This is a genomic window from Nonomuraea indica (assembly GCF_002850745.1).
Lineage (GTDB): Bacteria > Actinomycetota > Actinomycetes > Streptosporangiales > Streptosporangiaceae > Nonomuraea > Nonomuraea indica.
In genome coordinates this window covers 19,338-46,106 of the sequence record NZ_KZ559478.1, presented here as the reverse complement: position 1 = coordinate 46,106, position 26,769 = coordinate 19,338, and the positions used below count along the sequence as shown (strand labels likewise).

29 protein-coding genes are annotated in these 26,769 nt (G+C 63.4%); 18 read left to right on the top strand and 11 right to left on the bottom strand.

All coding sequences use genetic code 11. The features are described 5' to 3' along the window. The 4 genes from CXR44_RS28275 to CXR44_RS28260 are packed head-to-tail and all read right to left on the bottom strand — an operon-like array spanning position 1 to position 4,959. Positions 1-921 (bottom strand): protein NO VEIN domain-containing protein, encoded by a 921-nt coding sequence (locus CXR44_RS28275; RefSeq protein WP_144070109.1) that lies wholly within the window; start codon positions 919-921, stop codon positions 1-3. Continuing rightward, a complete protein-coding gene (locus CXR44_RS28270) occupies positions 918-2,801 on the bottom strand; it encodes a DEAD/DEAH box helicase (protein WP_101789184.1) in 1,884 nt (627 codons plus the stop codon). Before CXR44_RS28270 ends, CXR44_RS28275 begins: the two co-directional genes overlap by 4 nt. Next, positions 2,798-4,117 carry a hypothetical protein gene (locus CXR44_RS28265; protein WP_180903743.1) on the bottom strand — a complete coding sequence of 440 codons (1,320 nt, stop codon included), beginning with the start codon at positions 4,115-4,117 and terminating at the stop codon, positions 2,798-2,800. The genes CXR44_RS28270 and CXR44_RS28265 overlap by 4 nt, the downstream gene beginning before the upstream one ends. Beyond that, positions 4,117-4,959: a hypothetical protein gene (locus CXR44_RS28260; RefSeq protein ID WP_144070108.1), complete on the bottom strand. Its 843-nt coding sequence runs from the start codon at positions 4,957-4,959 to the stop codon at positions 4,117-4,119. Before CXR44_RS28260 ends, CXR44_RS28265 begins: the two co-directional genes overlap by 1 nt. A gap of 969 nt (positions 4,960-5,928) precedes the next feature. On the opposite strand from CXR44_RS28260, the gene CXR44_RS28255 reads away from it, so the two are divergent. The 6 genes from CXR44_RS28255 (at position 5,929) to CXR44_RS39065 (ending at position 12,944) form a co-directional block, all read left to right on the top strand. Beyond that, complete coding sequence (locus CXR44_RS28255) at positions 5,929-7,098, top strand: DNA cytosine methyltransferase (protein ID WP_245899491.1); 1,170 nt, start codon at positions 5,929-5,931, stop codon at positions 7,096-7,098. Positions 7,099-7,230: 132 nt separating this feature from the next. Next, positions 7,231-8,049, top strand: a complete 819-nt coding sequence (locus tag CXR44_RS28250) for a GIY-YIG nuclease family protein (RefSeq protein ID WP_219602023.1) — start codon at positions 7,231-7,233, stop codon at positions 8,047-8,049. A gap of 23 nt (positions 8,050-8,072) precedes the next feature. Next, entirely contained in the window at positions 8,073-8,504 is a 432-nt protein-coding gene (locus CXR44_RS28245) for a very short patch repair endonuclease (RefSeq protein WP_101789179.1), read from the top strand. A gap of 179 nt (positions 8,505-8,683) precedes the next feature. Further along, complete coding sequence (locus CXR44_RS28240; protein ID WP_219602022.1) at positions 8,684-9,448, top strand: HNH endonuclease; 765 nt, start codon at positions 8,684-8,686, stop codon at positions 9,446-9,448. 423 nt (positions 9,449-9,871) lie between these two features. Continuing rightward, positions 9,872-10,912, top strand: coding sequence for a hypothetical protein (locus CXR44_RS39070; RefSeq protein WP_144070107.1), 1,041 nt, complete (start codon positions 9,872-9,874; stop codon positions 10,910-10,912). A gap of 889 nt (positions 10,913-11,801) precedes the next feature. Continuing rightward, positions 11,802-12,944 carry a hypothetical protein gene (locus CXR44_RS39065; RefSeq protein WP_144070106.1) on the top strand — a complete coding sequence of 381 codons (1,143 nt, stop codon included), beginning with the start codon at positions 11,802-11,804 and terminating at the stop codon, positions 12,942-12,944. 250 nt (positions 12,945-13,194) lie between these two features. Here the strand turns inward: CXR44_RS39065 and CXR44_RS28235 are convergent, their stop codons facing one another. Both CXR44_RS28235 and CXR44_RS28230 read right to left on the bottom strand, forming a co-directional pair. Then, on the bottom strand, positions 13,195-13,677 hold the full coding sequence (locus CXR44_RS28235) for an NUDIX hydrolase (protein WP_101789177.1): 483 nt from the start codon (positions 13,675-13,677) through the stop codon (positions 13,195-13,197). A gap of 10 nt (positions 13,678-13,687) precedes the next feature. Beyond that, on the bottom strand, positions 13,688-13,957 hold the full coding sequence (locus CXR44_RS28230; RefSeq protein WP_180903742.1) for a GntR family transcriptional regulator: 270 nt from the start codon (positions 13,955-13,957) through the stop codon (positions 13,688-13,690). Between the two features lie 96 nt (positions 13,958-14,053). On the opposite strand from CXR44_RS28230, the gene CXR44_RS28225 reads away from it, so the two are divergent. Beyond that, complete coding sequence (locus CXR44_RS28225) at positions 14,054-14,263, top strand: hypothetical protein (protein ID WP_101789176.1); 210 nt, start codon at positions 14,054-14,056, stop codon at positions 14,261-14,263. 281 nt (positions 14,264-14,544) lie between these two features. On the opposite strand, the gene CXR44_RS28215 is transcribed toward CXR44_RS28225, so the two are convergent. The 3 genes from CXR44_RS28215 to CXR44_RS28205 form a co-directional block, all read right to left on the bottom strand. Then, positions 14,545-15,111 carry a nucleoside/nucleotide kinase family protein gene (locus tag CXR44_RS28215; protein WP_101789174.1) on the bottom strand — a complete coding sequence of 189 codons (567 nt, stop codon included), beginning with the start codon at positions 15,109-15,111 and terminating at the stop codon, positions 14,545-14,547. Continuing rightward, entirely contained in the window at positions 15,108-16,136 is a 1,029-nt protein-coding gene (locus CXR44_RS28210) for a P-loop nucleotide/nucleoside kinase family protein (RefSeq protein WP_101789173.1), read from the bottom strand. Before CXR44_RS28210 ends, CXR44_RS28215 begins: the two co-directional genes overlap by 4 nt. 245 nt (positions 16,137-16,381) lie before the next feature. Then, positions 16,382-16,762, bottom strand: coding sequence for a winged helix-turn-helix domain-containing protein (locus CXR44_RS28205; protein WP_101789172.1), 381 nt, complete (start codon positions 16,760-16,762; stop codon positions 16,382-16,384). A 150-nt stretch (positions 16,763-16,912) separates the two neighbouring features. Between CXR44_RS28205 and CXR44_RS28200 the strand changes: the two genes are divergently transcribed. The 11 genes from CXR44_RS28200 to CXR44_RS28160 all read left to right on the top strand — a co-directional run bounded on the left by CXR44_RS28200 (position 16,913) and on the right by CXR44_RS28160 (position 25,266). Next, entirely contained in the window at positions 16,913-17,242 is a 330-nt protein-coding gene (locus CXR44_RS28200; RefSeq protein ID WP_180903741.1) for an SCO3933 family regulatory protein, read from the top strand. Beyond that, positions 17,235-18,557: an FtsK/SpoIIIE domain-containing protein gene (locus tag CXR44_RS28195; protein ID WP_101789171.1), complete on the top strand. Its 1,323-nt coding sequence runs from the start codon at positions 17,235-17,237 to the stop codon at positions 18,555-18,557. Before CXR44_RS28200 ends, CXR44_RS28195 begins: the two co-directional genes overlap by 8 nt. A 27-nt stretch (positions 18,558-18,584) precedes the next feature. Then, complete coding sequence (locus CXR44_RS28190) at positions 18,585-19,265, top strand: DUF2637 domain-containing protein (RefSeq protein WP_101789170.1); 681 nt, start codon at positions 18,585-18,587, stop codon at positions 19,263-19,265. Positions 19,266-19,279: 14 nt separating this feature from the next. Further along, positions 19,280-19,627 carry a ferredoxin reductase domain-containing protein gene (locus CXR44_RS28185; protein ID WP_101789169.1) on the top strand — a complete coding sequence of 116 codons (348 nt, stop codon included), beginning with the start codon at positions 19,280-19,282 and terminating at the stop codon, positions 19,625-19,627. 14 nt (positions 19,628-19,641) lie between these two features. After that, positions 19,642-19,812, top strand: a complete 171-nt coding sequence (locus tag CXR44_RS39710; protein WP_180903740.1) for a hypothetical protein — start codon at positions 19,642-19,644, stop codon at positions 19,810-19,812. Beyond that, the gene (locus tag CXR44_RS41790) at positions 19,809-19,931 is read left to right on the top strand and encodes a hypothetical protein (protein WP_281260306.1); all 123 of its coding nucleotides are present in this window, start codon (positions 19,809-19,811) and stop codon (positions 19,929-19,931) included. The genes CXR44_RS39710 and CXR44_RS41790 overlap by 4 nt, the downstream gene beginning before the upstream one ends. Before the next feature lie 119 nt (positions 19,932-20,050). Beyond that, the gene (locus CXR44_RS28180; protein WP_101789168.1) at positions 20,051-21,385 is read left to right on the top strand and encodes a replication initiator; all 1,335 of its coding nucleotides are present in this window, start codon (positions 20,051-20,053) and stop codon (positions 21,383-21,385) included. Further along, positions 21,378-21,569: a helix-turn-helix transcriptional regulator gene (locus tag CXR44_RS28175; protein ID WP_101789167.1), complete on the top strand. Its 192-nt coding sequence runs from the start codon at positions 21,378-21,380 to the stop codon at positions 21,567-21,569. The genes CXR44_RS28180 and CXR44_RS28175 overlap by 8 nt, the downstream gene beginning before the upstream one ends. Next, the gene (locus CXR44_RS28170; protein WP_101789166.1) at positions 21,566-22,930 is read left to right on the top strand and encodes a tyrosine-type recombinase/integrase; all 1,365 of its coding nucleotides are present in this window, start codon (positions 21,566-21,568) and stop codon (positions 22,928-22,930) included. The genes CXR44_RS28175 and CXR44_RS28170 overlap by 4 nt, the downstream gene beginning before the upstream one ends. 276 nt (positions 22,931-23,206) lie before the next feature. Beyond that, entirely contained in the window at positions 23,207-24,970 is a 1,764-nt protein-coding gene (locus tag CXR44_RS28165) for a hypothetical protein (RefSeq protein WP_101789165.1), read from the top strand. A 2-nt stretch (positions 24,971-24,972) separates the two neighbouring features. Beyond that, positions 24,973-25,266 carry a hypothetical protein gene (locus CXR44_RS28160; protein ID WP_101789164.1) on the top strand — a complete coding sequence of 98 codons (294 nt, stop codon included), beginning with the start codon at positions 24,973-24,975 and terminating at the stop codon, positions 25,264-25,266. A gap of 6 nt (positions 25,267-25,272) precedes the next feature. Here CXR44_RS28160 and CXR44_RS28155 read toward each other — a convergent pair whose 3' ends face one another. Both CXR44_RS28155 and CXR44_RS39060 read right to left on the bottom strand, forming a co-directional pair. Further along, positions 25,273-25,761 carry a hypothetical protein gene (locus CXR44_RS28155; RefSeq protein ID WP_144070105.1) on the bottom strand — a complete coding sequence of 163 codons (489 nt, stop codon included), beginning with the start codon at positions 25,759-25,761 and terminating at the stop codon, positions 25,273-25,275. Between the two features lie 142 nt (positions 25,762-25,903). Beyond that, positions 25,904-26,428 carry a hypothetical protein gene (locus CXR44_RS39060; protein ID WP_144070104.1) on the bottom strand — a complete coding sequence of 175 codons (525 nt, stop codon included), beginning with the start codon at positions 26,426-26,428 and terminating at the stop codon, positions 25,904-25,906. Positions 26,429-26,769: the final 341 nt, after the last annotated feature.

Below are 26,769 nucleotides of genomic sequence, written 5' to 3'. Positions count from 1 at the left end.
TCAGTCAGCGAAGCTACCGATTCCCGGAATCTTGGTGTCAGGGTCCAGGACGAGTCCCGGCGAAAGCCACGCTGTATCGGGAGGGGACAATAGTGCGGATCCCTCCCAGGTGAACTGCGGAGTGTCTGGCGGAACGATCTTCTGGAGAGTTCCGGGAGCGAGTTGGCAGACGGCCGCGACATGCGAGGCGTTGAGTTCGTCGGCAACGAAGGCGGCGCTGTTGAATACGACCTGGATAAGACGCCACTGGTGGCCGTGCTGCAGGCTCTTCGCGTACTCGTTGCGCGTGAGATGAAAGGTCCCCCTCGTCATAGGTCCGGCCGCCTTTACTTCGATGCGGTCAGCACCCGTGCCACGGGCCTCAATGTCATAGCCATACGAGTCGGAGATCTGCGAGACGTGGACCGGCTTGTGCCCAGCGTGCCGAAGAGCCGCAAGGACGACGAGCTCGGCAGCATCGCCGATGCGTTTACGCATCGCTGCCTGGTTGGACTGGTCGAGATCAGCGTAGGCGTCAAGGAGAACCCGATCCAGATCGGGTTCGAGCCAGAGTAGGCCCTTGAGATCTTCGGCGGGGATGTACTCGCGTGAGACTCCGCCGGCGGAGATCGCGAGGCGGAGCCAAGGCGGTGGGGCGGTGGCTAACAGGAGGCGCGCAACGTCCGAGAGGCTCACGGCGTCGCCGAGACCGGCGACTTCGGTGAGCTGTGGACTCAGCAAAATAGGGTCTGTGCGATTGACGAGACCGCAGGCCACTAGAAACGCTGCGGAGGCCTCAAGGTCAATGGCCGAGGCCAGGTAGGAGCCATGGGCACGGGCAGCGTTTGTCCAGTCGTCAATGCTGCTCCTGGGTGCCAGGCTGGCGACGCGGGTGAGCAGCAGGACGCTATAGGCAAGTCCATGCCGTGGAAGCACTGTCACCCGCCATGTTGCAGGTGAGAGACCAGGGCCGTTATGTCGTCACTGGCCACCGGCAGGTCAGAGGCGTCCTCGTCTGGCTCTGGCAATGCGACCCGGACCAGGCCGGGATCGTCCATCAGCCGGGACAAAGCGATGATCTTATCGCGCAATCTTCCTTCTACGCTCTGGTCGATCGTTCCTTCGCTGAGAAGGATTGTGAAGCGGGTGGTAGTGCCATCCTGCAAGCCGAGACGGTGAATCCGATCTTGGCTTTGGAGGTAATGCCCCGCATTGAACGTCCGGTCGAGGTACACCGCGTGGTGGCACCAGTGATGAAGGCTAACGCCCTCTCCGCACGCCGCTGGATTGGCCAGAAGGATGCTGCAGTCAGGATTGTTGCGGAACCTGTGGAGTTCGGCCTCGCGTGTCAGGACTCCCAGCGGCGCGCCGTCCTCGGGAGGAATTCCCCCATGGACAATCGCCGGCTGGAACTCCTTGAGATGGGCACCCAAGATCTTCAAGTTCCGCACGAAGGTCGACCAGACGAGTACCTTCTCGTTCTTCGCTGCAGCCTCGGTGACTATTTCCGTGATTCGCTGGTACTTCCAGGGCATTTCGTGTTCGCGGTATCGCTGGAGGAGTTCGGCGATTGCCTCGTCGCCGCGGAGGTTGAGGGGCGGATGTTGAAAACCCTGCTGGTCGTGCTCATCAGATCCCGCGATCAACAGCATGGGGTTCGTGGCGGCCTCGAGCAGATACATCATGATCCGCCCCAGCCGGTTGAACCGTCGTCGCTCGTCTCGATTGAGCTGGAACTCTCCTCTATACCTCCCGAGGAGAGCGTCGTAAATCGCCTGCTGAATGGGACCCATGGGACGAGGCTCCACAGTGAAACGCGTAGCGGGCAGCTCGAGCCGAGACTTCGGTGTCCGTACGAAGTAGCGTGAGATCGCTCTACTGGTCGCCTCTAGCACCTCCGGCTCTCTCCCGTCGCGTTCGAAGTAGACGCTAGCTGGGAGGATCTGTTGGTCCTGTCCCGGGTACAAGAAGCGGATCGGCGCAATGAGGTCATATGCCCCCTGCGGCGCCGGTGTGCCCGTGAGCACGTCTCTACGTTCGGCGGCGTAAGCGAGGTCGAGGACAGCCCGACCGTGAACCCCCTGTTCACCCCTCTTGATCCGGTGTGCCTCGTCCAGGACGACCTGCGTTGGCCGATGAGCCACATACTGCCTGATCCGGTCATAGTCGGCGGCGACGCGGTTGTAGTTGGTGAGGAGGATGTCGATGTCTTCGGGAATCAGCGATCCAGGGCCGGTGTGGATGGCGATCGACGGAGCCGTGTTCAGGCATGCAGCAGAGTCCTCCTTCCAAGCTTGGAAGGCGGCGATCGGGCCGATGACCAGCAGCTGTTCGACCCTGCCACGCGCCCGGTTGAGAGTGAAGTTGGCCAGTGCGACGGTCGTTTTGCCCGCGCCTGGCACCGAGAAATCTGCCCCATGCGGCAGGCGCATGATCGTAGCCAGGTTCTCGAGCTGGAACGGCTTGAGCTTCCTGCGGAACCCTGCCCTGCCGAGCTCCGCTTCGAGATCGTCCAATGGGACGTCTGCGGGTTCTGAGATCGCGGTCTCGCGCGACTTGCGGTCGCGTGCTAGCGATCTGAGCTGATCGGTGAGCGTCGGCCCGAAGCTGAGGCCTTGGCCGAAGAGCGAGCGAACCTCCCTGACTGCGCTTAGTTCTGCGAGGAAGACGTCCGCACGTATCTCTGCGCGATTGGCTGACCCCCCCATCACACCGCGGGACATAGCCTCCTGCAGCCGCGCCCACGCTCCGTCACTGGAACCGCCCCCTCGCTCGAGGACGACGACCGGGCGGCCGCCACGATAGAGCTCCGCGAAGATCACCGAGACCCCTTGATTTTCGCAATGAGCTTCTCCAACTGGTCGACCTTCTCCGAGAAGGCCGCCTCATCCCAATCGTCGAGGGCCCGAGCCTTGGGGAGAGCGGACTGCGCCCGTTTCAATTCCGCAATGGCCTTATCGGCCCTGACCACCGGAGCAGCAACCGCGCTCTGGTCACGTTGCTCTTCCGCGGCCTCGAAGGCGACCGTGGTGATGGCACTCCTCAGGCTTCCGAGCACGTCCTGGACGGCAACCTTGTCTCCGCTCGCGAGGGTAATATTCGCGCCCGGCCGCTTGGTCGCAACGAAGCTGAGCACGTTGTGAAGCGGAGACTGCGGTTCGCTTTCGCCCAGCACGTCGTCCAGGAGATTGTCCTCGCTCTCCCCAGGAGCGGACTCTTCGGCGATGTCGAGCACCGGCTTGAGCGCAGGGTTGCCCTCGATCTCCTGTCGTACGAGCTCGGCGGCGTCGGCGCGCCGCAGGTGGCGGAGATTTCGGTATTCGGTCCCCGCGAGTGTGCCGAGGAAGTATACGGCCTTGACCGCGTCAGCCTCCTTCGTCGGCCTGTTCTTGATGTGCTTGGCCAATTCATCGAAGGCCGATTCATTGTCGGCGAAGTCGACATGGAGGCGAGCGCCCTGTGACAGCTCAACCAGCTGATGAACCTGCTGCAGCTTGTCGTAGAGCTCTCGAACGTCGCTGACCTTGCGGTGCATGCGCGCGGCCACCTTCTTCCAGTCCTTGCCCGCGCGGTTGAAGAGGTCCTCGATCAGCATCGCCTCGTTGACCCAGGAGTAGTCCTGCTTGAAGTCGCGGGCGACCTGTAGTTCGGCTTCGAGGTAGATCAGTTCCTCGGCCGTGGCGTCCTCGGGCAGCACCAAGCACCTGATGTACTGGAATCGGAGGTTGTTGTCTTCCTCGTAGAGTGACCGCATTGCCGCGCAGCGGCGGTTGCCGTTGATCAGCACTCCGTCGGCGGTCAAGATTGCCGGGTCCTGTTGGCCTCTGTCTGCGAGATCGGCCTTCAAAAGCTCGAAGCCGTCTTGGCGGCATAGGATGCCATACTGGGCCTGTTGAGCGTCAGGCCCCAGCGGATCGTGTGTGAAGAGATCGTCACGGCCAGTCTGGTGGATTTCCCGAAGCTGCTCGGCCTTTGTCCGATGGTTCAAGGTCGAGAATCGGACCCAGGTGACCTCAACTTGCACCTGCGGAAGATCCTTGTCAATCCGAGGCCAAGCAGGCACCGTAACGGGAGACAGCTTGTTTCTGGTTGCGAGAAAAGTAGCCCGGTCAGGGTCGAGGTTGGGGATGAACATCATCAGTTCCTAAAGGTGGTAGCGCGGCCGGCGCCGAAACGAGAGGTGATTGTGGCGCGAGGGGTTCCTCCCCGTCTTTGGAACCCGATGTAGCCGGTGAAGAAGGGTGCCTGCTCCGACGAGATTCCGAACGCACTGAGCAGGACTCGTGGGAAGAACCGGTGTTGGCTGCCGTCCCAGTTCCATTCGAACGCGCCATCCATGCGGTCCGGCATCACGTAAATGCAAGGTGGAGGGACGTCGACGGCGTCGAGTCTAATCGAGTTGTCGATCTTCGGGCAGATCCGCTGGTTCGTTCCACAGAGATGATTATGGAAGATCACACCGTCGACTGTGTCCGGGTAGTCGCCGAAGAACCTTTGGCGGAGGCGGTTGACGCCCTTCGAAAGGTGTTCGCCAGGCTCGTAACGCATACTGTCACACAACCACCACAGGTACGTTTCCTGTGCCCATGTCGGAGCCGACCAACGGACACTGCTGTGAGCTCCGTCCGGACAGCCTTTCTGGATAACAGCGACGTCTCCAAAGCCGCTGATCTTCAGACGATACACGGTGTCGTCACCGTACCGCGGCCTCTCAAGGCCGCTGATCGCGCCCTTGTCGAGCATGTACTGAAAGAGGGTGCCGAGAAAAGCCTTCCGGTCCTGGACGCTAGCGCTCATGCTGCCTCGAAGACCTTCGACGGCTGCGGGCAGAGCGGCGTTGTACTCCTGCGAGGACAACCCGTATTGACCGAGAAGGGCGCTTTCAGCTCCTAGATTCCGGATGAGAGCGATGACCGAATCGACGACCGGCTGTGGAGGTGCGCCGGCATGCCTACAGGGCATCGAGTCTTCAGCGTCCACACTCAATCTCCCTCATGTACACCACGGGCAGTGCCCGTAGGCTCTCTGGCCGCCCATTTGCGTCGACCTCGCCACCCGTATAGGTGAGCAGGGGCTTACCTGTCGGGGCTTTGCTTCTCACGGTACTGCTCTTGAACGACAGAACGGGCGGATTGCGAGTCTCCCACCATGACCTCTACGGTCACTTGCCGGTTTTGTCCACACCTCGCCACATGTGTGACAGCAAGCATGTGGAAATCGCCTGGAAACGAGGACACGGCCCCATGCCGCAGCGGTCCTCAACAGGACCGCTGCGGCTTACCCCCTCTCGATCACCTTGTGCGAATGTGACAGGCGGCAGCCGATCGTTGGCGCTGTACTGTCCAGGATGGTGTTGTTGAGCACCGCTATCCAGATCGCGATCTCGGGGTTGACACGGCCCCGCTCTCGCACCAGTGCGGCGTGCGACCAGCTCTGTCCGTGGCGGCCGTCGACTCGGTTGGGCAATCCGGTCGCACCTCGGCGACGATCCGCACCGGTCGACGGCGCAGCTCGGCGGGTGCGGAGGCTTGCCTGGCATGAGGCTCGATCTTCTCAAGAGATCAAGTCTCCACCGCAGCGGGACGACTCTGGGATGCCCAGGTTGGGGCCATCGTTCGCTCTGGCGCACTTGTGAGGAGTTGACGATCGTATTGTGTTCCAGGCAGCAGTGACGGCGGAGGCTGTTTGGAGCTTTCGAGCTTCGGGTGTGCGCAGGAGTCATCCACAGCCCACGAGGTGTAACGACACAGGTCATGTCCCACGCGATACGGTGTAGCTCATCGAACACCTCGGCGTCTTGACGTCTCAGCAGCTAGGTGCTGATGGGCTTGTCGGTGCCGATGTGTAGAACGAGTGAGCAGGTGTGAGGCTTGCGAGAGTGTTGCCGATCAAGACTCGCAGTCGGTAGCGACTGGGGGCAGAAGGGGAGGCTGTCGTATGGTCAGCACCGTGACCATTGCTCCGGAGCATGCCGCCGAGGAGAGGGCACCGGACGGAATGCCCACAGTCGCTGAGTTCTTCGCGGGCATCGGGTTGGTCAGGCTGGGCCTTGAGCAAGCGGGGTTCCGCGTCGTTTGGGCGAACGATATCGACGCGGACAAGCACGAAATGTATACGCGTCACTTTCAAGATGACCCAGACCGGCATACATACGTTACGGACAGTGTTGCCGATGTCAAGGGTGTCGATATGCCAGACAATCTTGGCCTTGCCTGGGCGTCGTTCCCCTGCACCGATCTATCGCTTGCTGGATGGCGCAGAGGGCTTGCAGGCAAAGAGTCGGGAACATTCATGGAATTTGTGAGGGTTCTCGAAGAAATGAAGGAGCGACGGCCGAGGACTGTTGCCCTTGAGAATGTGGTTGGACTCGCCACCAGTCACAAAGGGGCCGACTTGGTGGCCGCGGTAGAGGCGTTGAACGACTTGGATTACTCCGTCGATGTCCTCACGCTCGACGCACGGCGCTTCGTCCCTCAGTCTCGGCCTCGGCTATTCATAGTCGGCACAATGGACCCGCCGCCCAGCGTCGGTGTTCCGAACAGGACCTTGCGGCCGGTGTGGCTTGATGCGATTTTCTCAACAGACGATCTGAGGATGCATCAAGCTGATCTTCCCGATCCGCCCGCCTTGAAGAAGGCGGGCCTTTCAGAGATTGTTGAGAAGCTCTCGGCGGAAGACGCTCAATGGTGGGATGAGGCGCGAAGCGCCGCGTTTCTGAACTCTCTATCGCCAATCCAGGATCAGAGGCTTCAGTTGATGCGAGCTGCGAAGACTATCTCGTATCGCACGGCCTACAGGCGGACTCGCAATGGCGTGCCGATGTGGGAGATTCGCGCGGACGACGTAGCTGGTTGTCTGCGAACAGCGCGCGGAGGATCGTCGAAGCAGGCTCTCGTGGAGGCCGGTCATGGTCGAGTTCGTGTCCGCTGGATGACCGCACGTGAGTACGCAAGGCTCATGGGAGCTGATGATTATCGCCTGGATGGCCTGCGGCGGAACCAAGCTCTGTACGGATTCGGCGATGCCGTCTGTGTCAACGCCGTTCAGTGGCTCGCTGAGCACTACCTAGCTCCGCTGGTTGCTGGCAAATTCACTGAGACGCCGGCCGTCGCTGTGTGAGCGGTCCTGATGCGGCCCTCGCCCAGCATGGGCGGGTGCCGCACCGCTGTGTCCTGTTGTCTGTGCGAGTGACACCCGTTACGTTGGTGCGCGGCAGTGGACGGATCTTGGTTGCGGACGTGAGGGCCTGCGTTGACCATTGGTGGTAGGACGAATCGTGTAGGTAACAAGCCTGCTAAAAAGGATCTTCCTGCGCCCATAGTGCAGGACTTCCGTAAGGAGCTCGATAAGGCTCTTCAAGAGGTGGACGACCAAGGGCGTAAGTGGGGCGGCTCCAAGTGGGGGGTCTATGCGTTCTTTGACTACGATGGCGAGCCAATCTACGTGGGGCAAACCAATGAGCGGTTAGCCGGAAGAGTCAAGCGTCATCTCACTAATCAGCGCACAGACGCGGTCGCCATGCGAATCCTCGATGTTTTCGAAGTCGCTGAACTCGAGCTGTGGCCACTCTGGGACCTGCAGGGAAGGGGCACTAGCGACGCCGAGGCCAAGAGATTGCTTGACGAGGTGGAGTACTCCGCGTATCTCCATGCTATCGAAAATTCCAAGTTCAAAGCGATTCTCAATGAAAAGATTCCGCCCAAGAGTGACTCTCCTATAGAGCTGCCGCCGTCTCGCCGCTTCAAGCTTGTGACCCCAGAGCTTCGTCGAGAGCGTGGTCATCCAGATACGCGGATTGCTCGTCGCGCGGATATGCTCGCCCGCTTGTCCGCTGTGGCTCACGAGCGAGGTGAAGTGTCGACTGGGCTGCGAAGAGTGCTCCTTATCCAGGCTATCCGGCTGACGTATCTCGCCGCGACACGGCTTGCGTACGTGGAAGGTAGACCAGAGCCGGATCCGTCTGCTATCGACGCCAGCAAGCTTATTGGCCAGGTTCTTGTTGAAGAGGATGATCCCGAAGGGTCAACTGACATGGACGAACTCTTCGATGTGACGTTGGATGGAGAGTAAAGCAAGACGGCTACGCTTAGTGTGTGGCTGATTCGTGGGCAAGCTCGCCAGCTACGCGGAAGGCGATGCAGGGCAATAGGAGTCGGGACACGGGGCCTGAGTTGGCGCTTCGGCGTGCCCTTCATGCCCTTGGTCTGCGGTACCGAGTGTGCGCGCGTCCCATCCCGTCGGTTCGTCGGACGGCGGATGTGCTGTTCCGGCCGGTCAAGGTCTGCGTGGAGGTGCGGGGATGCTATTGGCACGGATGTGAGGAGCACCTACGGCTCCCGCGGGCTAATCGCGAGTACTGGGAAGCGAAGATCCAGCGGAATCGAGATCGTGACCTTGAGCTAGAGACGGCGCTGGCGGAGGCTGGCTGGCGCTTGGTCGTCGTCTGGGAGCACGAGGATTCTCTGGAGGCGGCCAAGAAGATTGCGGCCATCGTGTCAGCCCGCCGCGTCGGTCCGAATAGCTGAGCGGCGTACATGACAGCACCCGCTGGCGTACGACTGCCTGCTTGCAACCGGGATCCAGCCACGACTTCGAGCGGTCGTCGCTCTGATCCAACAGTGCTTGTGGTCGTTTGTAGCCGGGACTTGCCCTCGTTGCGTCTTCGCCTGAGCGAATGTCGGTTGCAACCCGTAGTCTCGCTGGCATGACGATCACAGGCACCAGCAGAGGCAGTCGGCAGGGCAATCCTGCGTGGGTGTGGGACGAGATCGTTCTTGCGTGCGACCTCCTCCGGTCGCACGGTTGGCGCGGGCTCCGGTCAGATCATCGTGACGTTATCGAGCTGTCGCGACTGCTGCAGCTACTCCCTCTACACCCGGAACAGAAGCGCGGCGAGACGTTCCGCAACCCGGCCGGCGTGGCTCGCAAAACCTGGGACATTGCCACGCAGCATTCCGAGTACACAGGCAAGCAGACCAAGGGCAACAAACTTGATGGCAAGGTCCTTGACGCCTTCCTAGAGCGTCCGGCGGTCATGCACGCTGCTGCTGAAGCGCTTCGGGCGGGTCTGGACAGCGGTGCGCTGACAAGGTTGCCTCAGGTAGCAGAAGAAGACGACGAGGGTGTGAGTGCGCCTGAGGGGCGGCTCCTGCTGCGTCAGCATGTAGCACGGGAGCGTGATAGCAAGTTGCGCACCGCAAAGATCAAGTCTGTCCTTGGCCGAGCCGGCACTCTCGCCTGCGAAGTATGTTCATTCGACTTCGAACGAGCTTACGGTCCACGTGGAGCTGGCTACATCGAGTGTCATCACGTGATCCCCCTACACGTCTCGGGACCCACTACAACAAGTCTCGATGACCTGGTTCTGATCTGCTCGAACTGCCATCGGATGATCCATCGCTCTGCACCCTGGCCAACGCCGGCCGAGTTGCGCGGCCTCGTCCTGGCTACGCAATCTCGGCTGAAGTGAGTGGCGCTTCGGTGTGAACACGTGGGGAGGCGGTTGGCAGCGGTCGACATGGTGGTCGCGCTGTTGCCCGTGATTCACAAGGGTGCCCGGGTCAGCGCGGTGCTACACACTGCTGTTGTACTGCTCGGGGAGTAGTGGGTGTCAGAGGGGCGGGCAGATGTGTGAGGCGACTCCAAGCACCTTGGTCGCCGAAACACGACAAACCGCCCCAGGGCCAGCGATGTTGTCGCCGAACTGTTGTTGTCAAGTGAGATCACGACCGTTCAGGCCGCTCCGTTGCCCCAGCTCTAATGACTACCGTGACGGAATCCCCCTCCTCGGATGTCCATGACGCAGGGTTCTAGCAAGTAAGCGCGTCTACTAGCGCGGAAGACGTCAACCCTCGTGATGGCACGAATCCTCGCCGCCAATCGTCTACCTCATGTGCACATCCTGGCGCGAGTCCTGATCGTGATCGCAGTAGCGAGCCGCCTACTCCATACTCCCGCGTCCTCGACGAGCGGCGCCTCTAGCAAGCTCTCTCCCCACGCTGAAGTCACTGGCAAGCCTAATCGAACGCACCAGCGCCGTATCTCTCTCGGTGTCGTCTCGCTCGTATTAGCGATAGCCACCGGCTTCGGCGGCTGGCTCGCCTTCTCTACCGCAACGATGACGCAATCAAGGGCGGACAACCCCTGGGGTAGGCTCACTCTGCTTGTGCCGCCTGGAATGAAGTCGCTCAACATCAGCTATTCTTATAAGGTTCCACAAGAAGAAAAAACCATTCCGAACTCCAACGCTTATGACGTGGTAATTGTCGTAACGGGCCGGGCAGGCAATTCGGCCAATGGATGCTTTCCCTACGCCCTTGCGATGGAGGGAGGTGTGAAACTAGACAAGAAGGTCGTCTACAAGGCGGAGGGGCAATCGGTAGAGACGTGGACGAACAACAACGGCGAGAATAGCAATCCCATGATTGCCGACCAGATGATTCGAGCCGCAATGTGCTCACAGTACCCTGTGACAAGTGAGGAGGTCTACATGGGTATGGTATCTGCCGAGATAGTGAGTACCCCGGTAACACGGGTAGGGGCCTACCGAAAAGCCTACTGGGCTCCCGATGTCAATATTAAGACGGGTGTCTGGAAGCTCGAAGATTTCAAAACAGCGTCGATCGAAGAGCTCGCAGAGAATTATGACCGCGGATCGATGCTACTCGGGCCCGATCTAGCCGATCCTCCCGAATGTACGACGGAGGTAGCGCCAATAAGCGCTGGAGAAAGGATAGAAGGAGCTCAGCCCGCACCCACAGGGCCGGGGTTTAGGTGGAGTGGATGTGGAACTGGACAAAAGACTGGAACGACGGTCGACTTCGCACAGGAGCAGCTAGCCAACCGGTCACTATTTATTTCAGGCGTGCTTCTCGGTGCAGCGATCTCCCTACTACTCTTCGGAGTGCAGCTCCTGATCGATGCTCGCAAATAGCGTTCGGCGAGGAACGCTGGCGATAGCGAGAAACTGGTCGGGAACGCCTTGCCCCCGGTCGGATAGCAGATGCAGGCTGACATAATGTGGATCACAAAGGCGATGATGCTGTTCCTCCTTGCTGTACAGCTGGCCGTGTATCCGATGACATACCAAAGCGCAGGGCCGCCAAACCAGAGCGCCGGAAGTGGCGCGGCAGCTTGACCTTCCGCTTTTCAGGCGGAGCAATCACCGGGCTCGGCTGATCAAGAGCGTGGTCAGGCGCGTGTGGACGGTGGAGCCGATGTGTCGGCGTGTGCGGACGTTGCTGTCAGCGCTGCTGTCACCTCAGCCATGGTCACTCGGTGCCGCGGCCCGACGAAGGAGGGCCTCGGCGTCGATCGCCCCAACCATGGTCGGCGAGTACCGAAGTGAGCGATCGTCACGGCCGCAACCGGGAACACTTCATTACGAGTCAAGCGGAGGGCCGTGGTCGAGAGCCGGCGCCACTGCTCAACCGTGTGACGCCGTACGCGACGATCAGGCTGCGTTGCTGTGCTTCCCTGCTGTACAGCAGACCACAGCAACCCGCATACCCGGTGGCAAGCCGACCTGGAGCGCAGGGCCGCCAGGCCCGAGAGCACCGGAAGCGGCGTGGCAGATCAGTGTGGTCCTGATCGATCAATGAGGACACCGCTTAGAAATTGCGCTGATACGAGGGGCCAGTCATGTTTATGATCAGGATGTTGAGCCTTCGCGTCTCCAGGAAGTGACCATGGATGATTACGCATTTACTCAGGATTCTGCGCGAGCGATGCTCTCACCGAGAGATGGACGGGTTCGGCTTGAGACATACTGCAAGAAACATGGAATCTCGTGCGAGTGGGTCCCCGTAACTACGGAGGACAATGTGGCGCTTCGCATCGACATCCCAAATGGTCGGACGAGCCGATCTATTCTTTTCTCAAAGGAGCAGGCAAAGGAGTGCATGAGATCGTCGTTGAAGGATGCTAAGGCGCTGGGTTACTATGACGCCTTCCAGTTCGCCGATTCGGGCGTTATCGAAGCCTCCGTAACGCCCCTTGGCGACAGGGGTGGATGGCGATACACCCTTACCCATTTAGAGGGTGCGGAGAGGGACGAGGATTCCTATCGATGGCGGCTCGGCTTCATCTCTGATAACAATCTGGTTATGGAAATAGGGGACGCAAGCAGCCGCTTCGCTGCTATGTCGCCCGGGGTACACATGAGCATAACAACGGTTCGCATATCAGGAGTGAAGGCCGATCGCCATGATGAAGCAATAGGTGTGCTTGAAACGGTCGTAAGCTCCGCTCTGTTTGAGCTGGAATTAAACTACGGCGTCGCTCTCAGCCTTCGGCGAATCGATACAACCTCAGAGCTCCGCGAGGCTAGGCCGCGGAGAATAAGAGCTCAGCCATGCGTCCCTAAGAACGAATATAGCCGCGACGCTCTGCAGCTCTACTGGTATGCCAGGTCTGCCACCGGCATGCCGTTGCTGCAGTTCTTGGCCAACTATCAAGTTCTAGAATACTACTTTCCCCTCTATAGCCAGCGAGAAGTAGTGGAGAGACTTCGATACGAACTGAAGGATCCCACCCTTGACTACGAAGACGATAGAAGGGTCTTGAGAATCCTTCGCCTTGCGAGCGGCCAAGGGCGCGGATATGGCAGCGAAAGAGAGCAGCTAAAGGCAACCATTCGCGGATGTGCAACCGAAGATGATATTAGAGACTTTCTTTCCGAATCTCCAGAGAGAGTGGCGCACTTCGGCGGCAAATCCAAAATAGATGGCTTGGCGCGAATCGATCCAAATAATCGCCAGAGTAGCTTGCTGGATCAGGCAGCAATGAGAATATATGACCTCAGATGCCGGATTGTACACACGAAGGAAGATGGAGTTGATGGTTCCCCCGACATCCTTCTTCCTTTCGGCATCGAAGCGCAGAGCATCGGACACGACATCGGACTAGTGCGATATCTTGCTCAACGCGCGCTTATATCTAGCGCAGTCAGGCTTCAGATCCCATAGTCGGAACGGTCGAATCTCCGCGTAGGCCAGCCTGAGCGCGTGGGTGGCGCTGGCCGTGACCGGCCGCAGAGCCGCAGCGCGGCCAGCGACCGCCCGACGCGCGCGGGTCGCCGAAGGCGGAACGCGCCTTGAAGACGTGGAGAAAGTACTCATCCAGTCGACGATCATGACTGTGACCTGGTGCTTTATCGCTCCGATGTTGCTCGGCTTCGGTTGAGGCTTGACGTCGGTCGAAGCGATTGGCTCCGTGTCAGCCGATGTATGGCTTCTGGCTTCCGTCTGCCTGGAGGTAGTGGCTGATGCGCAGTCTCATGGAGCGATCCATGCGGTAGCTGTAAAGGTCGCCTCGCGGTACCCAACGAACCTCGCGGGACTCAGTGCTGGGGGTCGGCTCGCCGCTGACAGCTCGGGCGGTAAGAACGATGGAGAACTCCTGCCGAACCTCGCCGTTGCTCGTGTAGAGGATGACGTGGTTGGGATCGCTGTAGGTCCCGACGAGACCTGTGACCTCGCAGGTGATGCCTGTTTCTTCCAGGGTCTCGCGTACGGCTGCTGCCGGGATCGACTCGCCGAGGTCGATGGCTCCGCCTGGTAGGGCCCAGTTGTCGTTGTCGGAGCGGCGGATCAGGAGGATGTGGCCGGCCTCGTTGGTGACGACGACGTTGACCGAGGGGACGAGGCTGTTCGCGGCTGGCGCTTGCGGGTCGTTGTAGAAGTCGATCCTGCGAGTCACGGTCCGGAGCCTACGTGCTGGACGCCCCGCCTTCCGGCGGTTTCGTGTCGCTCGGCTGGCTGACGAAGCTGCCGAGGCCGCGGACGGTGTAGATGGTGCCTTCCTCGCGGAGGGCGCGCATCACCTTGTGGGCGGTCATGCGAGCGATCCCGAACTCCTGCATCAGATCGTTCTCGCTCGGCACTCGTGAGCCGGGACGGTAGACGCCGGCGGCGATGCGCTCGCGGATCACGTCGGCGACCTGCTCCCAGCGAGGCCGGTCGTGGCGAAACTCGATCATGACGTCACTGTAGGAATGCGTGAGGTCCCATCGTTTTCCGGATGGCCCTATGGAGCCCTATAGACAACCCATCTGAGCTTTGCTTACGCTGGCCCCATGGCACTCCCCGGTTACGACCTCGACGCACTTCGCGCCACGTTCCCCGACTGGTCGTTCTTCCGCAGCGACGCGGGCGCTCTCTACGCGACCAGGCGAGGCGCTCCGCTTCGCAACGCGGAGATCGACGCCGGGCTGGAGCAGACGGTGAGCGCCGACGACTACGTGACCCTCGTCGCACTGCTGCAGGCGCAGCAGGTCCGGCAGTGATGCGGCGGTGTCATGGGCGTATATGACTACCACGGGCCGCACGCTGATCCTCCCCAGCCGTGGGCCGAGCCGGTGGAGTGGGAGAGGAGCCTGCCGCGCGCCGACCGGTTGCGCGTACGGGCACACACCTGCGACTGCCGGCGCCCGTTCTTCGAGCTGTGTACGGCGGGCGGTCTGTGGTTCGTCAGGCGCATGTCGGGTGAGTCACCGGCCGACGTCGTCGAGACAAGCTGGATGCGGGAGCGTGCGGCGAAGGATCTATGGCATCGGATCTTGAGCGGTCAGGCGTGGTGATCGAGTGGTGGCGCCTCCTGGCGGAAGTAGGCATGGGCTATCTGCCGCGCCGCGTCGCCAGGGGTTGTCTGGTCGGTGCGTATCCGCAGCGAGAAGAGCCCGGCGTCGTGGGCTTGCAGGTCGAGCAGGGTCTCGTCCCATGCGCTCAAACGCCTGGCGGTGTCGCCGTCACCTCGTTGCCGGGATCGCCGCTCGCAGACGTCGCGCGGCACCCACAGCAGGACGGGCAGCCAAGCCCCGGCTTCGGCCAGGCGCAGGATGTCGGGGATGTTGCCCATGTGAACGACAGGCACTTGCCCCGTCTGGGTCATCTGCTCGATCTGGTGACGGTCGATGGCGTAGATGTTGCCGTAGCGGTGGGTCTCCGCGAGCAGCCGTCCGGCGGCCCGCAGTCGGGCGAGGTGTTCGGGGGTGACGAAGTCGTATTCGGTGCCGCGCCGGTTGCCGGATTTGAACTTCCGCAGCAGGACGAACCTCGGGTCGAGAGCCGTCAGGGCAGTGGTGGTGGTGCTCTTGCCGCTGGCCGGTGGGCCGTACAGGACGACGCCGTTCACGACAGGATCCGCTTGAGGGTCTCGCGGGTCTGGTCTGCAAGGCTGATCGCGGCGCCGAGACGGTTGTCGACGGTGATGTGCGCGGTGGGCGGGCAGGTCTCGGTGTTGAGGCCGCTGGTGTAGGTGTCCCAGTTGTCGAGCTTCCAGGCGTCGCGGGCGGCTCCGCGGAACTCGATGTACTCGCGCATCGAGTCGACGTCGCAGCGCACCCACACCACGGCGACGTCGATGCCCTTGGCGGCGCAGCGGTTGGTGAGGCGGGACACCCAGTCGGGGTCGGCCAGCTCGGCGATGAACGGGGCCGACAGGATGGCGGAGGTGCCGACGTTGAGGTTGTCGAACGCGGTCTCCATGAGGCACCGGTACTCCAGCGGTCGGACCTCACGCAGGTACAGCTCGGTGTGCCGGTCGTGTGGGTCACCGCCGAGAGAGACGAGCAGGCGTTCGACCATGGCGCGGGTGAGTGAGTCCTTGTCGAGGAAGGCCCAGCCGGTGATGTCGGACAGGAAGCGGGAGAACTCGGTCTTGCCGGATCCGGCGTAGCCGCCGACCAGGGTGAGGATCGGCTTCGGACTGCCTTGGCCGTGCCGGCGGCGCCAGGCGTCGACCACGCGGTTGAGGAGTGCGTTCTGCTCGGCGTTGGAAGGGCTGCCGGACACTTTCATGAGGGTCTGTTCGATGACCTGGGCGGCAGCGTTGTCCGCTGCGGGATCGGTGGGCGCGGGCAAATCCGAGATGGAATTTTCCACTTCGGTTATTTCGCCGGGTAGTGGTAGCCGGAAACCTAGCTTGGGCTCACTTGCCTGATAGAGGAGGCAATAGGCCCGCCGGTAGTGAGGTCCGGGATATATCGATCCCTGCTCGTGTGCCCAGAGTGTCTGGAAATTGGCGGCTGGTGCGACGAGGCCGTGCCGGTGGGCGACCTGCCGGAGCTGATCGCCTGCTGCTTCGAGGGTGAGGCCGTGCGCCTCGCGGTGCTGGCGCAGCAGCAGGGGGCGCCATCCGGGGCGCTGGATTGTCTTCATCGCATCCTTTTGCGCACTTTGAGAAGCGGGCATGTGAAAGCGCATGTGTAACCGCCGTGCAGGCAGCAATGAAGAAGCTTAGCTAACGCTCCGTGATACCGAACAGCGCGAATGCGCGATGAACTAACGGCATCCCCGCCGGGATAGAGACCGACCAGAAAGGGGTGCCAGAATGACCGCAAACAAGCGGCTATTGGACGAGCTTCGCGCCATTCAGGCCGAGATGGAGGAGTTGGCCTGCCGGGTCAGCGAGATCGCTTTCGCTCTTGGAACACGGCCTTCTCCAGATCGGCGATCCGCCCGCCGAGATCAGCAAGGGTCTGGCGCATCTGAGAGAGCTGGTCCATGACGTCCGGCGAGACCGCCCCCTCGGCGCCGGCCTCGACGCTGGCCTCGGCGGCGCCCTCGCGGACGAACACGCCCTTGCCCTGCTGGCCGACGACCAGGTTCTCGGTACGGAGCACGCTGATGGCCGCCTTGACCACGCTCGCGGACACGTCGTAGCGCTGGCAGAGCTGAGCGGTCGACGGCAGTGCCGCACCGGGAGCGAGTGATCCCGTCCTGATCTGCCTCCGCAGGTCGTCGGCTATCTGGAGGTAGCCGGGGCGACCCGTCTTCTCGACCATCCCGTGCCCTTCGCGAGGTTGTCTGCCTCCAGTTCAGCACACCCCATCCGACATGCCAACCAAGTCTTCGTGGAATCCCTTGACAACTTAGAATTCCAAGCGTTCTATGTATGCCAAGAGGATTCACTCGGATCGAACGAAGGAACCGCCATGCGCACCGTCCCCATCCCTGTGGACACCAGCAAGCTCACCATCACCTGCGTGAAGGCCCCGCGGCCTCGCGTGCTCAACAAGGACACCGGCGAGATCAAGACCGACAAGAACGGCAACACCGTCTACGAGGTCACCGTCTCCGTCGAGGACGAGTTCGGCCGGATCGAACTCGTCAAGATCGGCATCACCGGCGAGCCGCCCATCACCGCCGGCGACCCCGTCAACGCCGTCGGCCTCGTCGGCTACGTCTGGGAGATCGCCGGCCGCTGGGGGATCAGCTACCGCGCCTCCGCTCTGCTTCCGCTACAGGAGGCCGCCGGTGTCTGACCTGCTCACCCTGCTTGGAGTCTCGGCCGCCATCGCGGCCGGGCTCTGGGCCTGGCACCACTGGCACTACCGCTCCTACTGGCTCGTCCTCGGCTACCCGTTGACCGCGATCAGCGTGTGGGCCACCTGGCGCAAGGTCGCCCTCGGCTGCGGACTGACCAAGAAGCGGCAGCGCTTCTGGTTCACCACCGTCCCGGGCCTGGTCGCCTCGACCGGCGTCGTCCGCGTCAAGCGCAAGTTCCAGCGCATCGCTGTGGACACCAAGCCGTTCATGTGGCTGCCGATGCCGACTCGGCACGGCTGGCGCGTCACCATCCACACCCTCGAAGGGCAGATCCCGGCCGACTACGCCGAGGTGGCCGAACGGCTCGCGCACTCCTGGGGCGTGCACGCCGTCCGCGTCTCCTCGCCCCGCCCCGGCCGGGTCGTCCTCGCCACCACGATGCGCGACCCGCTGGTCAAGGTCGCCGACCTCCCGGCTTCGACCGAACTCCTCAAGGTCACCGTGGGCAAGCTGGAGACCGGCGGGCCGTGGACGATCGACTTCACGACGGTCCCGCACTGGATCAACGCCGGAGCGACCCAGTCGGGCAAGTCCAACCTGGCCAACGCGCTCATCGTCGGCCTGGCCCCGCAACCCGTGGCGCTGGTCGGGTTCGACCTCAAGGGCGGGGTGGAGTTCACCCCGTACGCGCCGCGTCTGTCCGCGCTGGCCACTACCCGGACCGAATGCGGGACCCTGCTCGACGACCTGGTCACGCTCATGGCCGACCGGATGGGCGTGTGCCGGATGGCCGGGGCCCGCAACATCTGGCAACTCCCACCCGCCGTACGGCCCGTCCCGATTGTGGTCCTGGTGGACGAGCTGGCCGAGCTGTACCTGATGGCCGACAAGAGCGAGAAGGACGAGATCGCCAAGACCTCGACCGCGCTGCTCCGGGTGGCCCAGCTCGGGCGGGCGTTCGGCATCTATCTGTTCTGCTGCGGTCAGCGCATCGGCTCCGACCTCGGGCCCGGCGTCACCGCCCTCCGGGCCCAGTGCTCGGGACGGATTTGCCACCGGGTCAACGACCCGGAGACCGCGACCATGACGCTCGGCGACCTCGACCCGGCTGCCCTCGTCTCAGCTCGTGCCATCCCGGCCGAGACACCGGGAGTCGCCATCGTCGCTGGCCAGGACGGCCAGTGGTACCGCGCCCGCTCCTTCTACGTCACCGAGCAGGCCGCCGAACACGCCGCCTACACCCACGCCCACCTTGCCCCGTCCTGGGACGAGGTCATGGCCGCCCAGCCGCACGAGATACCCGCCGCCTGATCGCACCTACGAAGGGAGGGAATACCGATGCGACACCTCGCCGCCTGGCTCGTGGACACCGGCCCCGTCTTGGTCCTGGCCCTCATAGCGGGCGCGGGCTCGTTCGCCCACATCCGCGACACCGCCAGCGAGCACGGACAGACCGGCTGGATGTCCTGGGCCATCGCCGTTTGCATCGACCTCACCTGCGTCATGGCTGCCCGCGAACGCCAGCGCGACAAGAAGACCGGCCGGGAACGGCGCGGCCCGATCTCCTGGCCTGTCCTCGTCCTGGCCGGCGGGATCGTCCTGTCCTTGGCCGCCAACCTGGCCCAGGCCGAACCCACCGCCTGGGGCTGGATCACCGCCGCGACACCCGCGGGCGCGTTCCTCGTCGCCGTCTCGATGCTCGAACGCCGGGCATCCGCTGCGCGTCCACAGGACGTCCCGCAGACGTCCCCGGTCACGGTGTCGGCGTCCCCGGCCGTCCCCGAGACGTCCTCAGCGGTCCCGGCCCGTCCCGTTCTCGTCCCCGCCGGCGAGAACGGCCAGGACGACGGGCCCGCACCCGACCCGGCCCTCGTCGACTACGCCCGGCGCGTCGCCGACGAGCACGCCGCCAAGCACGGCAAACCCATCACCCGCGACCTGCTCCGCACACGCCTGGGAGTCTCCAACCAACTCGCAGCCGACCTGCTCCGCACCATCCACACCGCACAACCCCTGTGAAAGGACCGCAGCCGATGCCCGCACCACATGCGCGCCTGGCGCTCGTAGCCGGCCTTCGCGCGCTCGCCCAACTCCTCCACGACCGCCCCGACATCCCGGCACCTCGCCGGATCGACGTCTACCACCACGCCCGGACGGCGTCCGACGACGAGATGCGGGCCGAGATCGACGACATCGCGGCGCTGCTCGGCACCACGACCGAAGAGCACAACGGCCACTACTCGACGTCCATCCGGCTCGGCGCCGTCGAGTACCAGGCCATCGCCATCCTCTCCGACTCCCGCGCCCGTCACGAAGCCGCCGAAGCCGCCTACCGGACCGTCTACGACTCCACCGACACCGACCCGGGCCCCACGGCCTGAAGGGATCACCGCCCATGAAGATTCGCCTCGACGGCACCCGCCCCGAGATCACCTACAGCATGTTCCGGCTCCGCGAGATCTTCACCGTCACCTCGGTGTCCCGCGCCTACCCGAACCGGCATCGCCCCCGCCAGTACCACATCTACGTCAACATCGTCCCGCGCGAGACGGACCACAGCCGATGACCAGCGACTTCACCGTCATCCACTACCGCTGCTGCACCTGCAACGGCACCGGCCTCGACAACGACCGCGACACCTGCCGCGACTGCGACGGCACCGGAATCGACAACCACGGCGCATAGCCGTAGCGCCCCCCGCCTGGCCACACATCCGCCAAGATCCGCGCCAGGCCGGGGGCCATCCACCCAGAACACTGGATAGGACGGAACCCATCTTGCCCCACCCACACGCACTCGCCGGGATGATCACCCGGCTCCACGACCCGAACTACGACCGCTGGGCCCACCAGATCAAGCGCACCGGCGGCTGCCGCCAGCCCATCCACCTGCGCGGCAAGGTCGAGCACTACGACCGCGCCACCGGCCAGCTCCTGCACCGCTACAGCACCCACACCGAACCGGACGGCGTCCTGCGGGTGCCATGCAAGACCCGCCGCGCCTCCCGCTGCCCCGCCTGCGCTGAGACCTACCGCGCCGACACCTACCAGCTCGTCCGGGCCGGCCTGGTCGGCGGCAAGGGTGTCCCGGAGACGGTTGCGGCACACCCGGCGCTGTTCGTGACGCTCACCGCGCCGTCGTTCGGCGCGGTGCACGTCCGACGGGAGAAGAACGGCAAGGTCCTGCCCTGCCACGCTCGCCGTCAGGCCGAGACCTGCCCACACGGGCAGGTCATGTCCTGCACGGCACGCCATGCGGCCGACGCCCCGCACCTCGGTGAGCCCCTCTGCTCGGACTGCTACGACTACGAAGGTTCGGTGCTGTTCAACGCCGTAGCTCCCGAGCTATGGCGGCGCTTCACCGAAGCACTGCGGCGACGGTTCGCCCGGCTCTCCGGACTCACGCTGCGCGAGCTGCGTGAACAGCTCACCATCTCCTTCGCCAAGGTCGCCGAATACCAGCGGCGCGGCGTCGTCCACTTCCACGCCGTCATCCGCCTCGACGGCCCCACCGGGCCCACCTCGCCGCCTCCAGCCTGGGCCACCGCCGATGCCCTGACCCAAGCCGTCCAGCACGCGGCCGGCGCGATCACCGTCGAGGTCGAGCCGCTGGGCCGCGTCTTCCGTTGGGGCACCCAGCTCGACATCCGCCCGATCACCATGAACGGCGACCTCACCGAACAAGCGGTCGCCGCCTACATCGCCAAGTACGCGACGAAGGCGGCCGAGTGCGTCGGCACGCTCGACCGGCGCATCCACACCCTCGACGAACTGGCCCTGTACCCACTGCGCGAGCACGCCCGCCGCCTCATCGCCGAATGCCTCCGCCTGGGAACCCTCGACGACCTGGCCGACCTACGCCTCACCCAGTGGGCCCACATGCTCGGCTTCCGCGGTCACTTCTCCACCAAGAGCCGCCGCTACTCCACCACCCTCGGCGCCCTCCGCGCCGCCCGCGAAGAACACCAGCGAACAGAGGAGATCACCACCGGCCGCCTGCCCCTCTTCGACGAGGACACCGTCCTCGTCATCGCCCACTGGGAGTATGCCGGAAAGGGTCTGTCCCTCGGAGACCAACTCTTGGCCGCCGCACTCACCGGCACCAGCCTGTCGTACGCGGGCGGTGGTCCTGATGAGTAGGCAGGACAAGCTGCTGACCGTTCCCGAGGTACTCGAGGAACTGGGCGGAATCTCCCGCCGCACCTTCTACCGCTGGCGCGAACTCGGACGTGCACCTGCGTGCATCCGGCTCCCCAATGACGAGTTGCGCGTCTGGCGGAGCGATCTCCTGGCCTGGCTCGACTCTCGCCGGGAGGCCGCGTGAACACCACCTACGACGTGAAGCTCGGCGGAGTCCAGCATCGTTCGGACCGGGATACCCCCGCCTTTATCGCCCGCTGGAAGGTCGCGGGCAAGGCGAAGTCCAAGAGCTTCCGTACCAAGGGCCTGGCCAACGCCTTCCTGTCCGACCTACGCCAGGCGGCCAAGGCAGGGGAGGAGTTCGACATCGTGACCGGCCTGCCGGTGTCGATGCTCGCCGCCCGATCCTCCGGCCCGACATTCCTGGAGTTCGCCCAGACCTACATCCTTCGCCGCTGGCGCACTTCGGCGCCCCGGACCCGCGAGACGGACGCGTACGCGCTCCTGTCGTTGGTTCCCGCTCTGACGGCCGACGCACCGGGGCGTCCCAAGCCTGAGGAACTGCGGGAAGTCCTCAAGGTTCATGTGCTCCTTCCCGAGGATCGACGGGCAGACCTAACCGCGGCTCAAGCTGTGACCCTGAGGTGGCTGGAGAAGGCTTCGCTTCCTCTGACCGCTCTGGGCGATGCCGCGGTTCTCCGCAGGGCACTCGACGCCATCTCGGCCACCTTCGCCGGCGGCCCGGCGGGGGCGAACACGGTACGGCGCAAGCGGGCCATTCTCCATCACCTGCTGGAGCACGCGGTTGAGGAGAAGGTGTTCGGCACCAACCCGCTCAACGAGATCAAATGGACTGCACCCAAGGCCGTCACGGTCGTGGATCCGCGAACCGTGGTCAACCCAGCGCAGGCAAGGCGGCTCCTCGTCGCCCTGTCCATGGTGGGTCGCAAGCGGGGGGCTCGGCTCAAGGCGCTGTTCGGCTGCATCTACTACGCCGCGCTTCGGCCGGAGGAGGCGGCGGATCTCCGAGCGAACAACTGCACCCTGCCCGCATCGGGATGGGGCCTGATCGTCCTGGAGCGAGCGCGTCCCCAGAGTACGAAGCGATGGACGAACTCCGGCGAGACCCACGAGTCCCGAAGCCTGAAGCACCGGGCGGACAGGGAAACGCGAGAGATCCCGATCCCGCCGGTCCTGGTCGCGATGCTCCGTGAGCACATCGCCGAGTACGGCACGGCCAAGGACGGCAGGATCTTCTGTACGGGCACGGGAGGCGTCTACTCCAGTTCCGCGTACTCCCGAGTCTGGCAGGAAGCGCGGAAGCTCGCTCTGACGCCTGCCCAGGTAACCTCGTCGCTTGCTGCTCGGCCGTACGACCTCCGCCATGCGGCGGTGTCGCTCTGGCTCAACGCCGGCGTGCCGGCCCCTGAGGTCGCCAAGCGCGCTGGGCATGGCGTTGACGTCCTGCTCCGGGTCTACGCCAAGTGCATGGACGGCCAGCAAGAGCAGATCAACGGGAAGATCAACAGCGCCCTCGACGTATAGATGGCCGCTCCGGGCCCTGGCTATGGCCGGGCCCGGATCTTTGCAGTTCGCCCAGTTCGCACAGCGCGTGGCGCCCGATCCACGAAGGACAGCTTTCGGTCGGCCCGGCCTCGACAAGAACGGACACTGCGGTCATGTTGGCTTTCATCGAGACTTATTGCGACTAACCGTCGTACACAAGCGATTCCGCTTCTTTATGACAATGTATTACGTGTTTACCCGAGACGTCTGTTGTGCTTGACTCCCGCCCTATAGCCAACCCTCCGGGAGGGGGCAATGGGGGAGTTCGTCGGGATCGATCCCCTCGGCGTAGACAAGCTGATCCGCCAGATGGAGGCTGGGAAGGAGGTCCTGGGCAGAGCGCGGCCAGGGCTCGAAGCAGCGATTGCCGAGGCCGGTGAGGACTGGGTTGGCCATGGGGGCATCACAGCGATGCACCGCACCTGGGCGTTCTTCCACGAGTCGCAGCAGGACCTGAAATGGCGCGTCGACACCATCAAGCGGTTGGTGCCGACGCAGCAGAAGGGCATGTTGGCCGCCACCTTCCCGTTCAGTAACGGGGCAGAGGCGGCGCGTGCGGCCAGGAAGGACGCGGATGCCATCGCCGCGGCCCTCAAGCTCCACGACCTGCACTTGTCCGGCCCGAGTTGGAACGGGGTGGAGAAGGCGCTGGGGGCGCTCAAGGGGAGGGCCAACGACCCGACTTACGCGGCGGCGCTGCTGGCCGCCCTCGGCCCTACGACGTTCCAGAAGTTGCTCCGCGACTGGATGAACATCGAGGCCGCTGGTGTGCGCAGAGGTCTGACCCCGGACGCGCTGAAGCGGGCCGGAGACTCTTCGCCGGGCCTGTTAGCCAGAGTGTTCGCCAGCGCGGAGAGTTCCGGACGGCTCGGGAACGAGTGGCAGAAGATGGTGGAGACAGCCCCGTCGGACATCCTGACGACCCTGGTTGCCCTGGCCCCGCAGTCCGGCACTTTCCTCAACCGGGTGGCGACCAACCTGCTCAACCGCCCACCGAACTCTGACGCCTATCCCACGGACCCCAACTGGAGTCTGTACAACCTGGCCAAGGCGTACGAGGCGAATCCGGAGGCGTTCCAGCGGTTGCTGGCCGAGCATCAGAAGGAGGCCGGCGTTCTGCTGAACGCCTACACCGTCACTACAACCGGTGTCCCCGGCTACGAGGAGGCGTTGGCGAAGGCGCTGCACGGGGCGTTGAAGCCGGGCGCCGGCGTGGATGACATACGGGAGCGGGCCTGGATCACCGTCATCAGCAGCATCGGATCCGAGCACAGTCTCTGGGTCGGCGGCGGCATCGGAACGTTCACAAACTCGCCCATCAGCCGGATGCTCGCCAAGGACATCGCGCCCATCCTCGACAAGCTCGCCCGAGGCCAGGCCGAGCGAAACTCGCCGGAGGTGCCCTATCTGGAGCCAAGAGCGCCCTGGGACAAGCTCGACCCCGCCGTGAGCGCCCGGTTCCTGGGTGCGCTGATGCAGGACCCTGTCGCGGCCGATGCCTTGATGAAGGCGGGCCAGGACTACACCAAAGAGCTGGACACGGGCCGGTTCCATCCCTTCGATCCAGATCTTTACGGGCGAGAGGCACACGCCAACCTCGCCGCGCGGACGGGTGCGTTGGGAAACCTGCTGCTGGCTGGCTCGACATACGCCGAGTGGAGCGACGACGAGTACGCCGAACGACTAGCCGGGTACATCCTCATGCCTGTCGACTTCTTCAACAACAAGTTCCTGCCCATCGACAGTGCGCTCGTGTCCACCGGCAAGGACAAAGGGCTCGACGACGCCAAGGGCGTCATGAAGGACATGATCACGGATTACCTCGACCAGAGGACACCGGACAACGCCGAAGCGGTCGCCAACAAACTGGTGGAACAGCAGGTGGGCTTTTTGGTCGAGTCGCTGAAGGCTCACGGGCAGGCGCCGCTCGCCGCAGCGGACAGAGCCCTGTTGCGAGACGCGGTCAAGGGCCGACTTATGAGCGCCCTGGTCCAGGCGCTGAAGGTACGGGGTGGTTGAGCATGCCCGTCAGACACCAACTGCTCCGTGAAGCAGCCGAGAAGGAGGCGCTGGCATCTACCTTCATCAGGTACGCCAGAACCTTGGCCGACACGTTCAACGGCATCCCGTCGAAGCCAAGCGACAGCGAGCCCCTGTGGAAGGGCCCCGCCTCAGAGCGGTACCTCGCGAATGCTGTCCGGCTCAGACGCGAGATGAGCGAACTGGAGAACTCCTGCCTGAGCACCGCCGAGAATCTCCGCCGCCGCGCCAGACAGCTCCGCGAGGAAGCCGCGCAGGTCCCCGATCCCACATGAGCGAGTTCAGCCGGTGCGTGGGTAGCACTCCGTTTTGCCCATGATCACGAGGTTGGGAGTCTGTGACAGGCGCCCGAGGAGCACGAAGGTCAATTTGGCCTCCTCATGGAGAGACACCGTAACGCCCAACTCGTCCTCCATGAGGTCGAGTTCGTCCACGGCCTCCCGATACCCCATGGTTTCGAGCTTGCCTTTCAGCAGTCCGATGCGGCTGATCGGATCATGCCTGGCCGGATCTGCGAGGTTACCCTTGAACACGAAATACCGCTGTACTTCGCCAGGTGTGCACGAAGTTGTCCGGTCCTGATCAGCTCGCTCCTGCGTCAGCCCGGTTAGGTCCGTTTTCACCATCGACAACAGTGCGTCCCCGTCGGTCACTAGCTGCCGCGTCGCTTCCTCTAGCGTCGGCCGCTCCGGCTCTCCCGAGCAGCCCGTCAGGGCCGCGAAACAGACGAGTACCGCGGCAGCTAGCCTCGAATTGGCACCAAAGCGCACGACCCGGACCCTATCCCGGCCGGGGCTGCTCGTACAGGCGACCGTTTGGGCTATAGCGAGCCGCGATAGAGATCGATGCTGCTCAGGTGAATGCCGCCATGATGCGGCTTGCCCCTGTAACGTGCCTGTGGCGGCAATGGCCTCAAGGGCGGCGAGATTCCAGTTCGGCCGGATATCGATCCCTGTGCCCATGCAGGATGTCTTCTCGCATGGCCCGGTTGAGAGCGCGCGACTTGCCGGCACCGTCAACGGCTCTTGTGCTCCGTGCGGCGATACGAGCCTCAGTGAGATGGATGTGCTCGATGCCCGCTTCCAGGACTTTCGAACCACAGATGAGGAACATGGCGTCTAGGGCCTCGCGCCAGAGAGCTTCGGCGGCAGCTAAATCGGCAGATTCGATGTTGTCGCGACCACGTTCCAGGATGCGCATCAGCGCATTCCAGGCTGTCCAGTACTGCGCATATGTTTCGCGGCGCTCCTGACGGATCTGCCTTGAATGTTCCCAGTCAAAGTTCCGTTGGGCAGCCTCGGATTGCCAGCGATGATTGAGGACGGCTGTGATCAGAGCGATTGCGCCGCTGATGAGGACACCACCTAGGGCTCCTCCCAGAGCGAACCAAGCGCTTGCCGTGGCCATCGTGTTGCCTCCGATCGTTGTCGTCGACATCCACGATGCGCCCTGAGCTGTCTCCGTGCATCCGGAATGCTTGGCAAGGGCGGGACGATCTGGCCGATGATTTATGGTTCGTCTCCCCCTGGCGCACATCGGCGGAAGCTTCCGGAGGGACCCTAAACCTCGATCTTTCGTGATCAAGGTGTGGCGGGATGAGCGGTTGGGCTGAGGGTTGAATGGCGTTGTGGTCGCCTCACCGGGATCACGATGACGCCGAGGCTGCTGGAGGGGTCCACTTACCTGTGCGGAGTTGTTCCCGGATCGAGGTGAGCACAAGCCACCGGCGCCCCCGGAGCTTGACATGGCGGGTGGATCGCTTCGGTGCACGCTCCTGT

What these genes read in the sequence shown, in the direction of transcription:
- CXR44_RS28265 (WP_180903743.1), bottom strand. Translation starts at nt 4,117, where the DNA reads ATGATGTTCATCCCCAACCTCGACCCTGACCGGGCTACTTTTCTCGCA.
- CXR44_RS28240 (WP_219602022.1), top strand. Translation starts at nt 8,684, where the DNA reads ATGACGATCACAGGCACCAGCAGAGGCAGTCGGCAGGGCAATCCTGCG.
- CXR44_RS28230 (WP_180903742.1), bottom strand. Translation starts at nt 13,957, where the DNA reads ATGATCGAGTTTCGCCACGACCGGCCTCGCTGGGAGCAGGTCGCCGAC.
- CXR44_RS28225 (WP_101789176.1), top strand. Translation starts at nt 14,054, where the DNA reads ATGGCACTCCCCGGTTACGACCTCGACGCACTTCGCGCCACGTTCCCC.
- CXR44_RS28210 (WP_101789173.1), bottom strand. Translation starts at nt 16,136, where the DNA reads ATGAAGACAATCCAGCGCCCCGGATGGCGCCCCCTGCTGCTGCGCCAG.
- CXR44_RS28205 (WP_101789172.1), bottom strand. Translation starts at nt 16,762, where the DNA reads ATGGTCGAGAAGACGGGTCGCCCCGGCTACCTCCAGATAGCCGACGAC.
- CXR44_RS28200 (WP_180903741.1), top strand. Translation starts at nt 16,913, where the DNA reads ATGCGCACCGTCCCCATCCCTGTGGACACCAGCAAGCTCACCATCACC.
- CXR44_RS28190 (WP_101789170.1), top strand. Translation starts at nt 18,585, where the DNA reads ATGCGACACCTCGCCGCCTGGCTCGTGGACACCGGCCCCGTCTTGGTC.
- CXR44_RS28185 (WP_101789169.1), top strand. Translation starts at nt 19,280, where the DNA reads ATGCCCGCACCACATGCGCGCCTGGCGCTCGTAGCCGGCCTTCGCGCG.
- CXR44_RS39710 (WP_180903740.1), top strand. Translation starts at nt 19,642, where the DNA reads ATGAAGATTCGCCTCGACGGCACCCGCCCCGAGATCACCTACAGCATG.
- CXR44_RS41790 (WP_281260306.1), top strand. Translation starts at nt 19,809, where the DNA reads ATGACCAGCGACTTCACCGTCATCCACTACCGCTGCTGCACCTGCAAC.
- CXR44_RS28180 (WP_101789168.1), top strand. Translation starts at nt 20,051, where the DNA reads ATGATCACCCGGCTCCACGACCCGAACTACGACCGCTGGGCCCACCAG.
- CXR44_RS28175 (WP_101789167.1), top strand. Translation starts at nt 21,378, where the DNA reads ATGAGTAGGCAGGACAAGCTGCTGACCGTTCCCGAGGTACTCGAGGAA.
- CXR44_RS28165 (WP_101789165.1), top strand. Translation starts at nt 23,207, where the DNA reads ATGGGGGAGTTCGTCGGGATCGATCCCCTCGGCGTAGACAAGCTGATC.
- CXR44_RS28160 (WP_101789164.1), top strand. Translation starts at nt 24,973, where the DNA reads ATGCCCGTCAGACACCAACTGCTCCGTGAAGCAGCCGAGAAGGAGGCG.
- CXR44_RS39060 (WP_144070104.1), bottom strand. Translation starts at nt 26,428, where the DNA reads ATGTCGACGACAACGATCGGAGGCAACACGATGGCCACGGCAAGCGCT.